A 12,669-nucleotide genomic window follows, 5' to 3' on the forward strand; every position below is an offset into this window, starting at 1 on the left:
CCGTCGCGCTCCCTCCCGAGGACCACGGCGCCGACTGAGGTTATGACGGCTACGCCCCAGCCCGTCGAGACGTGCTGGCCCGCTAGGACCCGGCTGAGCATGAGTACGCCCGAGCAGTCCCCGGCATCGGCTGCCCTGGCACGACAGCGATGTGGTGGCCGGGCTCGACCGGCGGGCTCCTGCGTACCTCGCGGCTGCCGAGCTCACCTTCCGTTACTACCGCATCGGGCACATCCTTGCCTTCGAGCCGCCCGTTGCTGCACGTCCCGGCATCTTCCGGCCTCGTGTGCTCGGCGTACACCCATATCCGTGGGTGATCTGGCTGGGCTGGGAGCTCGAGGAGCGTTGGCGCGTGCTGGCGTCCGCCGCACGTCGCGCCGACACCACGATGCCGGCGTACGACGAAGCCTTGGCCACCGAGTTCGCCGGACTCGCCGGTTGGGACAGCCACGACGCCGTATACGGCGGCGCCGGCCTGGTCACGCCCGCCCTCGCGGCCGGAGTCGCGGATGTCGTCGGCCACGCCAGTCGGCACGACCGGCAACGGTTGAAGCCGCACGCGCCGCCGAGCGGATCGTCAACAGCAGTGTCTGGCCGTGGTTCGAAACCGCTTGGCAGAAACATCGCCTGACCCGGCGCGCAGGACCTGCACAACATCCGCAGAGCAGTGAACGTGGCTGCCAGGTCTATACCGGGTGACGTTCGACGGTCGTGGCTAGTTCACCCGAGGCGTTCACGGATATGAAAGGTCCTTGACCCCTGGGTCCCGCTCATCAAAGCTCCGCGTCAATCGGGGTGAGGAAGCGCCTTTCAAGGGGGGCTCATGAAGCGCCGTACGTTCCTCTCCGGTGTCGCCGCGGCTGGCATTCTTGCATGTGAGATACCTGCCGTGCACGCATCCGACAGTGTGGAGTTATCGGCAGCACTCTTCGATGACTCACGGCTCGTCGGCCTGACAGCCGATGGGGACGGGTACGAAAGCGCGGCGAAGCGCCTGATCCGTTGCCACGATGGCGGGCTGTGGTTGGAGGCGATGGCTAGTGCGGAGTACGACCGGCCACGCCAGCCGGGTGAACCATGGCCACACCTTCTCGTGGAACAGGTGTGGGGCGCCGCTGGAGTCCGGCTGGTCGACCTGGCCAAGCTGCAGTTCGGGTTGACCGCTCGTGTGGACCACGTCGTCAACTGCATGAGCCCGGCGGAGTACGACCCTGGCCTGCATGCCGCCCAGGTCACGGCGTACTTCACGCTCCAGAATCGCAACGAGAGTTCACCTGACTACGGGAACCTGGTGTGGTTCGGCGTGCCCGTCGTCGACAACCGGTACGACATCCCACCGGCCCATTACGCCGAGGACGCGGGCCACACCGGCCCGACCAACCAGTTCATCGCAGTGATGCCTGGCAGCGAGTTCTGGGATCGCAGCATCAAGGACGGCCGTTGGCACTCGATCCGAACCGATCTATTGCCGTTTCTGCACCATGCCTTTTCTGTCGCCCAGCAAGGTGGATATCTCCCGCGTACCCGTGTCGAGGAACTGAGGATCACCACGTTCAATTTCGGTTGGGAGCTTCCTGGCGCATTCGACGTCGCCCTGCAAGTGAAGCCACTGACCGCCGTCGCCGTGGTGCGGTAACACCTATCGGAGGTCTCTCATGTCCGTACCATCGACGTTCCCGCCTGACGTCCGGTCACCGAGTCGACGCGGCGTGCTCCGCTGGCCCGGTCCGTTCGGTCTAGCGGTGCTGGTCAGCATACTCGTCAGCGCGATGACCAGCCCTGGTCTTGGCGCCGCGGCGTCGACATCTCCGGAACGACGTGTCAGCGAGGCCCCAGTGATCGAGAACATCGACGCGACGCCGGGGCCTTTCGAATTCGGCTACCTAGCTGGCACCGACGACCTCGGACGAGAGTTGTCGCACCACGGCGAGGTGCCTGCTCCGCGCGAGGATCGGCACGTCGGACTCTTCTACTTCCTCTGGCTCGGACAGCACACTCGCACCGGGCCGTACAACATCACAAAGATCCTCGCCGAGACCCCTGAGGCGGCATACGACCCCGACCACCCGGCGTGGGGGCCGCGCGGGGCGTTCCACCACTGGGGGGAGTCACTGTTCGACTACTACTTCAGCGATGACGCGTGGGTGTTACGCAAGCACGCCCAAATGCTGGCCATCGCCCAGGTCGACTTCCTGGTCTTCGACACGACGAACGCATTCACCTACAAAGGCGTGTACGACAAGCTGTTGGGTGTCTTCGACGACGTTCGCCGCCAGGGCTGGGACGTGCCACAGGTCGTCTTCTACACGAACGCCCGCTCCGGAGAGACGATCGAGAACATCTACGCGGACCTGTACGAGCCGCGGCGCTATCCGGAACTGTGGTTCGAGTTGGACGGCAAACCGTTGATCATCGGTGATCCCGATCAGGTGTCCGACGAGGTCCGCGAATTCTTTACCTTCCGGCGCAACCAGTGGCCGATCGAGCCGATGAAGCCGTACGGCTTCCCATGGATCAGCTTCACCCGACCGCAGGAGGTGTTCTACGTCGACGGCGAGCCGGACGTGGTCAACGTCGCCGTCGGCATTCACAACAACCTTCCGTTCAGTGACCAGCCATTCTACGGCTACGGCAACAACTGGTCGCGCAGCTTCCACGACGGCGCGCTCGACCCGGACCCCAACGCCTACCTGCATGGCTACAACTTCACCGAACAGTGGGAGCACGCCCTCGCGGTCGATCCGAGGATGGTAATGGTCACCGGCTGGAACGAGTGGGTGGCACAACGCTTCGACGGACCGCCGGAACGACCGATCTTCTTCGTCGACCAGGCAACCGTCGAGTTCAGCCGCGACGCAGAACCGATGAAGGGCGGCTACAACGACAACTATTACCTGCAACTGGTCGACTTCATCCGGCAGTACAAGGGCCTCGGCACCCAGGCGTCACCAGGCAATGAGCGTTCGATCGACATCGATGGTCCGTTCTCGCAGTGGAACGACGTGCAGCCCGCCTACCGCGACTTCACCGGAGATACCGTGGAGCGTAACCACCCTGGATTCGGCGGCGCGACATATACCAACGACACCGGCCGTAACGACTTCGCGGAGCTCAAGGTTGCCCGCGACGACCGATACGTCTACTTCTACGCGCGCGCCGCTGAAGCGATCACCGGTGCGGACGCGAACCGGAACTGGATGACCTTGCTCGTCAATGTCGATGGCGACGGAACCAACGGATGGAAGGGCTTCGACGTTGCGGTCAACCGCATCGGCGCCGACCGCCACCGAACCTGGCTCGAACGAACCAATCGCGGCTGGGCCTGGCAGAAGGTCGAGAAGGTCGACGTCCGCGTCTCCGGCAGCGAGATTCAGATCGCAGTGCCACGACGGTTCCTCCGGCTCGCTGTAGACGACCACGGACGGCTGCAGCTCGAGTTCAAGTGGGCGGACAACATGCAGAACGATGGCGACGTCATGGACTTCTACCTGCACGGTGACGCCGCACCCGACGGCCGGTTCAGCTACGTCTACACCGAGGACCCACACCTGCTGCCTCGACCATGAGTCGGCGAAACGCCACGCACAATTGCCGACACCATGTCTCGCCCCACCGCAGGGGCCGTCGCAGCAGTCACTGGCGAGCGCCGGCACTGTCGCGGCGCGGAATTCACTGCCGCGTGCCACAAGTGCGTAGATCGCGAGGATGCCTCTACCGATCATGATCAACGACCAGATCGGCATCGCGGGGTGAGGAAGTTCGCCAACACCAAAACCGACGCCAGGAAGATGCCGGCGTACCGAGCCGGAGCCACACGGCCGAGACCTGCCAGACCGGTCAGCCCGGTCAGCCCGGTCAGAACTGCCATTCCGATGAGGATCCAGCTCCAGACGGTGTAGTTCCAGGTGATGCCCAAGCCGGTCGACGCCACCAGGAACATCGTGGTTCTGAGCAGACCGGCGAGTCCCCAGATCAGCTGCAGTCCAGCCAACACGACCAGGAGGGTGCCGGCGAACATCGACCCCATCAGCCCGACGCCGCCTACGCCCTGCAGGGCACGCAAGCCGATCAACTCCAGCGTCGACCGGGACTCGCCCGCACAGGACCGAACCCACGAGGAAGATCACGATGGCGCCCTTGAACAGGCGCTTGCGACCGTACTGGTCACCGAGCTTGCCCCAGCACGACACCGGCCTGGGGCTGGACCGGGGCGTGAACGGCATCGGCACGAAACTCCTTCACATCGGAGTCGGATCCGCGACCGACAGTACTAATGCAAGCCCTCGACGCGCCGTAAGCCCTCGGGCCTTTACGAAGCGTAGGTGTCGCTCCCGGTTTCAGGCACAGAGGCCGCCAGGGTGAGGACGGACAGCACCAAGGCACCGGCCGCGCGTAGCTCCCGTACGGCGCGATCTATCAGCGCTCGGCCGAGACCGCGCCGACGGAATCCCGCCCGCACGGCCATCCAGGTGATTTCAGGAGCCGATGGCAGCGGATAGTCCACAACGAGGAAAACGTTCACTTGCCCGCACTCTTCGGCGACCCAACCGCGCTGGGTCCTGACGGCCCGCGCACAGGCAACCACGCCCACGTCGCTGCCGAAGAAGTACGGCAGGCTCTGCACGATGTCGTCACAGGCCCTGAAATCCCCTGAGCGAAGATGTCGTACAACGGTCTCGGTGTTGGGGGTACGCACACGCGCGCAGCGTAACGCGATCCCTGACACTTCTCTCCTTGAGACTCTGGTCAACCACGTGTGCGAAACCCAAGGCCGGTGTCACGGAGAGGACTGGCCCGCCTCTGCGCGCATCGCGTCGATGGTGCGCAGAATCTCCGCGGCCGCGAGTTCGTGCCCCGCCTTGTTGGGGTGGTAGTAGTGGCTGAGGAGCGACTCCTTCGGCGTCCCCGAGTCCAGCGCCTCCTGCCACCGGGCGCTCACGTCCGCGACGGGGATGTCGTAGTCCCCGCCCAGGCGCCGAATCAACTCAGCCCGGATGCTGAGCGGGTCGTCCGGGTTGCTGAGGTCATGGGGCACGGTTCCGGTCGGGGTGAGGAGCACGAGGGGGACGTGGTTCCTACGCGCCACCGTGATCATGTCGCGCCAGGCTCTCTCCACCTCGTCGAGAGGGAGGTTTGTGTCGTTGATGGCGTAGTCGATCAGCAGCAGATCCGGCTGGTGCCTCAGAACGTCGCGGCGGAAGCGCGCTGCTCCCTGCACGGAGTTTTCGCCACCGATCGACGTGGTGATGGTGTTCATCACTGCGGTCGGGAACCGCGCGTTCAGGCCCTGGTACACCATGAAGGGGTAGGACTCGAAGGGCTTGACCTGCGGTGTCTGGTGATAGCCGGACGGGACGCTGTGGCCGTGAACAACGACATTGATGGTCCGGTTGGCCGGCCACTCCTTGGTCAGCTCTGTGAAGAGTCGCCGCACATCCGCAGTGTGGTCCGGCAGGGCGCCTTCGGGCTCGGTTGCTCCCGCCGCCGTCGTGTGATCCGCTCGGGCCTGCGCCCCCGCCACACCAATCGAGCCGATGAGTACGGCGAGCATCGTCAGCATGGTGATCGCCAGGGTGCGACTTGAGACAGTGATAGTCACCTTCGCTCCTTCTCAGCTGCCAACTCGACCACCAAAGACGCGAGTGGACGAGTGAGTCCTCTTCGCAGATACATGGGCACGTTCGGTCCGTTCGCGCCGTGACACCCTTCGCGTATTGTCATACTTAATGGAGGGTAAGTTGTCATACTTATCCGCGCTTGGCAACGCCGGCGCGCGAAACCGGTGACCAGGGTCGGTCAGAGAGCCAGAACCGCCCCACGCGCACGCACTCCATCGCACCCACCGCAACCTCGGGCACCCGGAGGCTCAACCGCTCACTTCTCAGGGAGAGGTCGACCGCCGCAGCTTCCCCGCCGAGGGCGCGGAACCCGTACCGCCGCGCCAAGCGTTGCCCAGACGTCGTACCAACCAGAGGAGGCATTGTGGCGTCATCGCTACTCGACCGGATCGTGCAGCTGTTCCGAAGTCGCCAGGGCGAGAAGGTGATGGCAGAGGCGCAGCGGCTGGTGCGTCACCCTCGTACGCAGAGCTACCTCCATACCGCGCAGGCCAGGGTGGAGCAGGTCGCAAAGGACCCGCGAATCCAGCAGGCGGTCACGAAGGCGCAGGACCGGCTGCAGGCAGCAGCCAGCGACCCACGTACTCAGGCAAAGATCCGCGCCATCGTGTCGAAACTCAACAAGCGCTAGATGGCCATCTAGATCGCCTGACCGGATCATCCCGGACATTGGCGTACGCTCGGGTCATGCTAGAGATGCTCGTTGGCGCCGGCATCTTCGCGGCAGGGGTGGCCATTGGTCGGTTCCTACCCAATCGGCGACGCCGCGGCGAACTTGGCGAGCGCAAGCCCGTCTGCGCGTGTGGACACGCCGTGTCGTTCCACGGCGAGGACGGCTGCTGCCGAGCGACCAAAGAGGTCAGCAAGTGGGACGGCGGCCGTTGGGTCGGGAACGTGCAAGAGCCCTGCGAGTGTCAGAGGTACACGGGGCCGCAGCCCCTGCCGAGTTTCTACGCCCCGGAAATCAGCGACTGAAGCGGCACCAGCCACCGGGCCGCAGGGGGCCAGGCCGTCCTCGCCCTCAACACCGCGATCCGGCACGACTGGACCGTCGACGCACCTGTCAAGCGATCCCTCATCGCCTACGATCACCGAGCTGATTGCCAGCCCGAATTTCCGATTCAACGATCTAGGGGTCCGTCGTCGCGCTGCCGGCGTGGCTCGCGTGGGTCCGTCACGGGCCAGGATCCTCGCGGTTCCCGGCCGCCCCTGCCTGGACCCTCGTCCGGACAGGGCGCCGCCAGATAGCCGCCGGAGCGTGGCCGCGCCTCATGCAACGCGTCAGGCAGCTCGTGTCCGCGAAGGCGCTGGGTGAGCCACTGGGACCGGGTGTGGATCAACAGGATTCCGCCAGCGACGACGAGCAATGAGACCACCTCGCCGACGGTCGCCGCGGGGCCACCACGGATCGACTCCCCCAACCACGCGATACCGACCCCGATCGAGACCGCCGGGTCCCCCACCGTGATGGTCGCGACCGCGAGGGTGCCGAGGAGGCCCTTCTGGTAGGCCTGCTGGTTGAGTGAGAACCCCGCCACACCGACAACAGCAAGGGCGTAGAGTTGCCATCTCCCCGCCAGGGCGAACAGGTCGCCGTCGAACTCGGAGGCGAGACTGCGCAGCAGGCCGGCCGCGACGCCGTAACAGACCGCCGTCGCGACGGCGAGGGGAAGGACCCGCGCATCACCGCTCAGCCGCGTCGCCAACACCAGGCACACGCCGACGACGGCGACCATGCCCACCGCGAACGGCAAGGCGCCGGCGGTGTCGAAGTGGGCCGCGCCGGTCTCCGGCCGGGCCACGAGGATGAACGCCGTCAACCCGGCGAGCGCGAGCGATGCCGCCAGCACCAGGACGACATCCACCGGACGTCGATTCAGATAGCAGGCGAACCCGATGAAGAACAGCGTTCCGGTGATCAGCAACGGCTGGACCAGCGTCAGCGGGCCGAACGCCAACGCCATGCCCTGCAGGACGAAACCCATCGCCGCCAGGCCGATGCTGGGGACGAACCCCTCCTGCCGGAGCAGGTCCCGCAGGAGTCGGGTACTCGTCAGGCGGGCTTCGGGGACCCGTCGGGCCGCCCGTTGCTGCAGGGCCGCCGCCGCACCGAACGACGCCGCCGCACAGATCGCCAGAGGCACAGAGATGGCGACGCTTGTGTGCGGCATGTCAGGACTCCACCAGCTCCGCGTAGGCCTGCCCCAAGGTCTTGGCCACGGTCGCGCGGTCGAGGCCCAGAGCCGGGTCGGCGAGGATGCCCACACCCGCCGTCTCGTCGGTCGTGATCACCCCGATCGACAGCGGAACCCTGCGGGTCAGCGGGGCCACCGGATAGAGGGCGTGCACGCGCGCGCCGGCCATCCGGTGCGTACCCCTCGGGCCGGGGAGGTAGGACACCACGAGGTTGAGATACCGATCGGAGTACGTCGTACGTGCGAACCATCCATGAAGAGCACCCGGGAGCAGGCCCACCGCACGCATGACGAGTCCGGCGGCGAGGGCTTCGCCGCGTGACACGCCCAGGCGTAGTTCGCTCCGGATCCGTGCGAGGCGCTCGGCCGGCCGCATCGGACCCATCGCAAGCTCCACCGGGACCGCCGTCGTCCAGTTGCCGAAGATCCGTTCGTCCGACCGCGGCCGGCCACTGAGCGGGACGAACGCCCGCAGCGGTCCACTGCCGAGCAGGCCCGCCGGACGCAGAAGGCGGTCGAGGGTCTCGGCCACGAGGGCGAGAACGAGTTCGAACGTACGGACATCGAGGCGACGCGCGGCCTTGCGGAGCTCGGCGGCGGGCAGTGGGACAGTCAGCACCGCGCGATGGGACGGGTGCCGGTTGAGCGGGTGCCGGGGGGCACGACCGCGCGTCGCGAGGTGCCAGAGTCCATGCAGAGCATCGACCGCGTTGGTGGTCGGTCGGTCTGCGTGCCGGTCGCCTGGTGTGGCACCCGCACCTGCACCCGGGTCCGTGTCGAACAGCCAGGTGAGGAGCCCGAGGGCCGACAACCCGTCGCCGAGGCTGTGATGGACCTTCATCACCAGCGTGCTCCGTCCGCCCGCCGGCGGGTGGATCAGGACCATCCGCCAGACCGGCCGGTCGCGTGGCAACCTCGTGGAGAAGACCTCGTCGAGAATGTCCGCGACGTCCTCGTCCGACCGGGCGTACCGCTCTGTGATGAGTGCGGCGACGTCGACGTCTCTGCGTACCGCCCAACCCCACTGATGACCGCGGCGCATCGGCTGCCACTGGAGCGGCGGAAGATGCGGGACCCGCGCCGCGACCGTCGCCCTGATCTGGTCGAGCGTCACCGCCCGCCCGTCGGAGAGACGGTCCAGTTCGACGACGACGCCGATCTCCTGGGGTGGCCCGCCGTCCTCGACCCGGGCAAAGAATGCGTCCGCCGGGCGCATCGGCCACGGCCGCGACGGTGCCGCGCAGAAGGACGTCGCCGAGGGCTCATCGGTCAATTCGGCGGTCAGCTCACCGGTCACGGCAGTGCCGCGTACACCGGTCGCTGGCATGTCGTTCGTCGGCGGGTCGGCGTGGGACCGGCCGGCGTCGGCCGCCGGACCAACTCCGGGCGGCCCACTCCAGCCGGTGAGAGCCGCACGTACGCGGGCCGCGAGCTGCTCCTGCGACATGCACAGTTCGGCGAGTCCGGCGACCGTCATCAGGCTCGCGTTCGCGATGCCGTGTGCGGGAATCGGCTCGGCCATGATCACCGGCCTACCGCTCGCGACGGCTTCGAGTGCTGTCACGCCTCCGGCGTTCGTCACCACCACGTCGGCCGCCTGGTTGAGCCGGGGCATGTCGTCCACCCAGCCGAGGGGCAGCAGTTGGTCGTGCGGATAGCCGAGGCTTCGCAGCCGGGTCAACACCGTGTCGTTGCGCCCACACACCGCGACGACCTGGACCCGTGGGTCCGCCGCGAGCAGCGTCCGCAGCATCGAGTCGCGCATACCGAAGGCGAACGTGCCACAGGCGATGAGGACGACGAACGCGTCCGCGCGTAGCCCGAAATGCTGCCGGGCGCTCGCCGCGTCACCGGGCCGGAACGCCTTCTCCACGGGCAGCGCCGACACCGCGACGCGGGCGGAGGCGTCGGCAAGGCGGGCACCCGCGACCGCCGCCTCGTGGACAACGTACGTCGTGTCGATCCCGCCGTGGACCCAGAACGGGTGTGGTGCGAAGTCGCTCACCCACGCCGCTGTGGGCGCCGCGAGCCCGCGATGATGACGAAGCCAGGACAGGCCGGCGCTGCCCAGCGGGTAGGTGCTGAGGATGATGCCGGGAACGAACGCATCGATCTCGCCGGCCAACCTTCGCCCCGCCCAGCTACCGGTGAAGCGCTTGGAGCCGCGCGCCAGAAAGCGAAGGCGCCAGCTCGCGCCGTAGAAGAAGTCGTACAGCCAGGGTGCGCGCTCGACGCTGGAGGTGTAGATCCAGCAGAAGCCCGGGCCGACGCCCGGCCCCATCCGGTCGAGGGTGTCGACCCAGCGGATCTCGCTGCCCGGCCAGCGCTGGAGCACCGCTTCACGAAGCGCCCGGCCGGCGGCATCGTGCCCGCCGCCGATCTTCGCCGACACGATCATGACGCGGCGCCGCGTGAACCCTCCGCCGTCCATGCCGGTGTGGGCAGGAGCGACACCGATCACGTTGGCCCCCCTCAGCCGAGATCACGCCTCGTGCGTGGGCTGCCCTGCGGCAGCGGCACCAGGAACGTCGCGCAGGCGCCCTGCTACCTGGGGATCTCCTGCCGTGATGTGCGGCATATGAAACCAACCGCCTACGGCGACAACCGGCCTGCAGTCTACCCGCGCACCCCTCCTCGGCCCTGACAAAAGGGTAAAGCGCGCGATTCCCCCAACCCATGCCTTCGAGGAGAGTTTTCTCATCACGGGCAAGGGATTCCCACTCTCCTCCCCAACGGATTCGTACACTCCGCGCTCCGAGGTTCGCGCTCACCTGCGTGTGCAACGGCGCCAGCAGGTGCAGGACGACGAACGGCACTCCCCTGACGCCGAGCAGAGCCTCGAACGGGTGTCCGTGGTCCAGGAACATCGCGGGATCCGCCTTTGGCGGCCCTATAGTGGCCGGGCATGCTGGAGCCATACCTGTCACCGTCGCGCGGCGCGTCCTTGCTGAGGCCTCGGCCATGACCGAGCGGGTCAATCACATCGCAGACTCCCTCGACCTGCAGGTGGTCGAACAGCTGGCCGGTGGATACTTCGGGGCTTTCCACATCCACACCACGGCAGGAGCCTGTGCGGTGTTGAAAGTGCTTCCTGCCTGGCCCGAACTGGCTCTGGACAAGGTGCAGTGCGCGGTGGGTCTCGTTGCCCTGTTGAGAGAGCGTGGCTACCCGGCGCCGCGCTACCTGGATGTGGGAGTCGTCGATGCCGACGTCTACACCGTGCAGGAGTTCCTCTCCGGGAGCGTTCCCGATCGACTCACGCCAACGACGGCCAGCGAGTTGGTCCGCCTCTGGCGTACGCACGAGGGCGCGGCACCACCCGTGGCCGACAACCAGTGGGGCAGGGCACTGATCGCCAGAGTCCAGAGGGGCGAGGAGCTACGCTCGGCGACCAACGACCCTCAGGTGCTCGCGGTCCTCGACCGGGCGCTCGAAGTGGCCGCTGCTGCCGATCCCGAGGTATTCCGCGTCGGCGACATCGTGCATGGCGACTTCCATCTCGGCAACCTGCTCGTCCGCGACGGTGGGATAGCTGCCGTGTTCGACTGGGAAGGGGCGCGGGCGGGCGACTCGCGCGCAGACCTGCTCCGGATGTACGCCGTCGCCGCGACCTGGGAGCGGGCCGACTCGGAGGTCGTCGCCCTGCTTCGCAAGGAGCTTGACGATACGACGCCGCCCGACGTCCGGCTTCCGATCGGGGCCGAGATCGCGGTCGAACACCTCCGCTATGGCCTCTTCGCCAGGCCGAGCGAGATGGGCTGGGTGCTCCGCGAGGCGAGGGTCCTCCTCTCCGCCGCGGGGTAGCCGCCGGTTGGCTTGGGCCCGACTTGGCGGCGACGTCAGTGCGCACGTTGCGGCAGTTCCGTGGCGATCTCCTCGACGATCGCCGGATCGTACGCGCCGTGCGGATGGCGCAGGCAATCCTGGCTCGGTCCGAGGCTGTCGCCGGTCAGGTGCCGGTCGCAACTTCGCTGGTGAGTGCGGTGGCGAACGGTTCGATGATCGAGTCGTTGACGGGACGCCACATGAGGGCGAGTTCGAGGCGGGGTGCCGCCAGGAGCGGGACGGCGGTGACGGTACGCGGAAGCGGTGGCAAGGGACCCGGAAGGATCGCGATGCCGGCACCGGCACCAGCGAGCGCGGCGGCCGAGGGCGCGTCCCAGGCGTCGTAGATGCGGACCGGCCAGCGGGCAAGGCTGAGACGCTCTCGTGCGAGCCACCCGTCCAACAGGCTCCGAAGCCCGGGCCCCTCCTGCTCCGGATAGAGCACCAGGTGTTCACCGGCAAGGTCGGAGGGTTCGACGGCATCCGACCTGGCTGCCGAGTGCCGCCTGGGGACCACGGCGTGGAGGGTGTCTCGCGACAGGACGGCGGATCGTAGTCCGACCGGATTGGCCGTAGCGGAGGACGGGCGCACCACACCGGCGTCGAGCCGGTGGTCGTGAAGGGCCTCGAGCTGGCGGATCGTCGGTGCCGCCTGCAGCTCGACGTCGACCTTCCGTCGCCGTGCCACAGCCAGCAGACGGGCCACCCATCCGAAGGTCGCGGACTGGACGTATCCGATCCGGATCGTCCCACCCTGTCCGTCGAGGAGCGCCCGCACCTGTCGCGTAGCGCGATCGGCGGTCCCGACGACGGTCCGCGCATGCTCGGCGATGATCCGGCCGGCGGCAGAAGGAGCGATCGGACGGGCGGAACGGTCGAGGAGCTGACAGTCCAGCTCCGCCTCGAGGCGCTGGATCCGGCGAGTGAGCGTCGACTGCGGAATCCGGAGGCTGGTCGCCGCCATTCCGAGGTGCCCGTGCTCCACGACCGCGACGAAACCGCGCAGGTTCTCGATCTCCATTCGTGTCCCT

At 67.2% G+C, this 12,669-nt stretch carries 11 protein-coding genes; 5 read left to right on the top strand and 6 right to left on the bottom strand.

Annotated elements, in window-relative coordinates; genetic code table 11:
• Positions 1 to 154: 154 nt before the first annotated feature.
• From ABNF93_RS15285 to ABNF93_RS15295, 3 genes are all read left to right on the top strand, one after another.
• Positions 155 to 631: a hypothetical protein gene (locus tag ABNF93_RS15285; RefSeq protein ID WP_349328702.1), complete on the top strand. Its 477-nt coding sequence runs from the start codon at positions 155 to 157 to the stop codon at positions 629 to 631.
• Between the two features lie 192 nt (positions 632 to 823).
• Entirely contained in the window at positions 824 to 1,636 is an 813-nt protein-coding gene (locus tag ABNF93_RS15290) for a hypothetical protein (protein WP_349328703.1), read from the top strand.
• Between the two features lie 199 nt (positions 1,637 to 1,835).
• Positions 1,836 to 3,566, top strand: a complete 1,731-nt coding sequence (locus ABNF93_RS15295; protein ID WP_349328704.1) for a hypothetical protein — start codon at positions 1,836 to 1,838, stop codon at positions 3,564 to 3,566.
• A gap of 158 nt (positions 3,567 to 3,724) precedes the next feature.
• Here ABNF93_RS15295 and ABNF93_RS15300 read toward each other — a convergent pair whose 3' ends face one another.
• The 3 genes from ABNF93_RS15300 to ABNF93_RS15310 form a co-directional block, all read right to left on the bottom strand.
• Positions 3,725 to 4,063 carry a DUF7144 family membrane protein gene (locus tag ABNF93_RS15300; RefSeq protein ID WP_349328705.1) on the bottom strand — a complete coding sequence of 113 codons (339 nt, stop codon included), beginning with the start codon at positions 4,061 to 4,063 and terminating at the stop codon, positions 3,725 to 3,727.
• A 246-nt stretch (positions 4,064 to 4,309) separates the two neighbouring features.
• Entirely contained in the window at positions 4,310 to 4,726 is a 417-nt protein-coding gene (locus ABNF93_RS15305; RefSeq protein WP_349328707.1) for a GNAT family N-acetyltransferase, read from the bottom strand.
• Between the two features lie 51 nt (positions 4,727 to 4,777).
• Positions 4,778 to 5,599, bottom strand: coding sequence for an SGNH/GDSL hydrolase family protein (locus ABNF93_RS15310; RefSeq protein WP_349328708.1), 822 nt, complete (start codon positions 5,597 to 5,599; stop codon positions 4,778 to 4,780).
• 383 nt (positions 5,600 to 5,982) lie between these two features.
• Here ABNF93_RS15310 and ABNF93_RS15315 point away from each other — a divergent pair, with 383 nt between their 5' ends.
• Complete coding sequence (locus tag ABNF93_RS15315; RefSeq protein ID WP_349328709.1) at positions 5,983 to 6,249, top strand: hypothetical protein; 267 nt, start codon at positions 5,983 to 5,985, stop codon at positions 6,247 to 6,249.
• A 490-nt stretch (positions 6,250 to 6,739) separates the two neighbouring features.
• Here the strand turns inward: ABNF93_RS15315 and ABNF93_RS15320 are convergent, their stop codons facing one another.
• Together ABNF93_RS15320 and ABNF93_RS15325 are read right to left on the bottom strand one after the other, a co-directional pair.
• Positions 6,740 to 7,789: a DMT family transporter gene (locus ABNF93_RS15320; protein ID WP_349328711.1), complete on the bottom strand. Its 1,050-nt coding sequence runs from the start codon at positions 7,787 to 7,789 to the stop codon at positions 6,740 to 6,742.
• A gap of 1 nt (position 7,790) precedes the next feature.
• Positions 7,791 to 10,274 carry a wax ester/triacylglycerol synthase domain-containing protein gene (locus tag ABNF93_RS15325; RefSeq protein WP_349328712.1) on the bottom strand — a complete coding sequence of 828 codons (2,484 nt, stop codon included), beginning with the start codon at positions 10,272 to 10,274 and terminating at the stop codon, positions 7,791 to 7,793.
• Between the two features lie 500 nt (positions 10,275 to 10,774).
• Here ABNF93_RS15325 and ABNF93_RS15330 point away from each other — a divergent pair, with 500 nt between their 5' ends.
• Positions 10,775 to 11,617 (top strand): phosphotransferase family protein, encoded by an 843-nt coding sequence (locus tag ABNF93_RS15330; RefSeq protein ID WP_349328713.1) that lies wholly within the window; start codon positions 10,775 to 10,777, stop codon positions 11,615 to 11,617.
• 145 nt (positions 11,618 to 11,762) lie between these two features.
• Here the strand turns inward: ABNF93_RS15330 and ABNF93_RS15335 are convergent, their stop codons facing one another.
• Positions 11,763 to 12,659, bottom strand: coding sequence for a LysR family transcriptional regulator (locus tag ABNF93_RS15335; protein WP_349328715.1), 897 nt, complete (start codon positions 12,657 to 12,659; stop codon positions 11,763 to 11,765).
• Positions 12,660 to 12,669: the final 10 nt, after the last annotated feature.

Source organism: Actinopolymorpha sp. B9G3, assembly GCF_040120725.1.
GTDB lineage: Bacteria > Actinomycetota > Actinomycetes > Propionibacteriales > Actinopolymorphaceae > Thermasporomyces.

What these genes read in the sequence shown, in the direction of transcription:
- ABNF93_RS15335 (WP_349328715.1), bottom strand. Translation starts at nt 12,659, where the DNA reads ATGGAGATCGAGAACCTGCGCGGTTTCGTCGCGGTCGTGGAGCACGGG.
- ABNF93_RS15330 (WP_349328713.1), top strand. Translation starts at nt 10,775, where the DNA reads ATGACCGAGCGGGTCAATCACATCGCAGACTCCCTCGACCTGCAGGTG.
- ABNF93_RS15320 (WP_349328711.1), bottom strand. Translation starts at nt 7,789, where the DNA reads ATGCCGCACACAAGCGTCGCCATCTCTGTGCCTCTGGCGATCTGTGCG.
- ABNF93_RS15290 (WP_349328703.1), top strand. Translation starts at nt 824, where the DNA reads ATGAAGCGCCGTACGTTCCTCTCCGGTGTCGCCGCGGCTGGCATTCTT.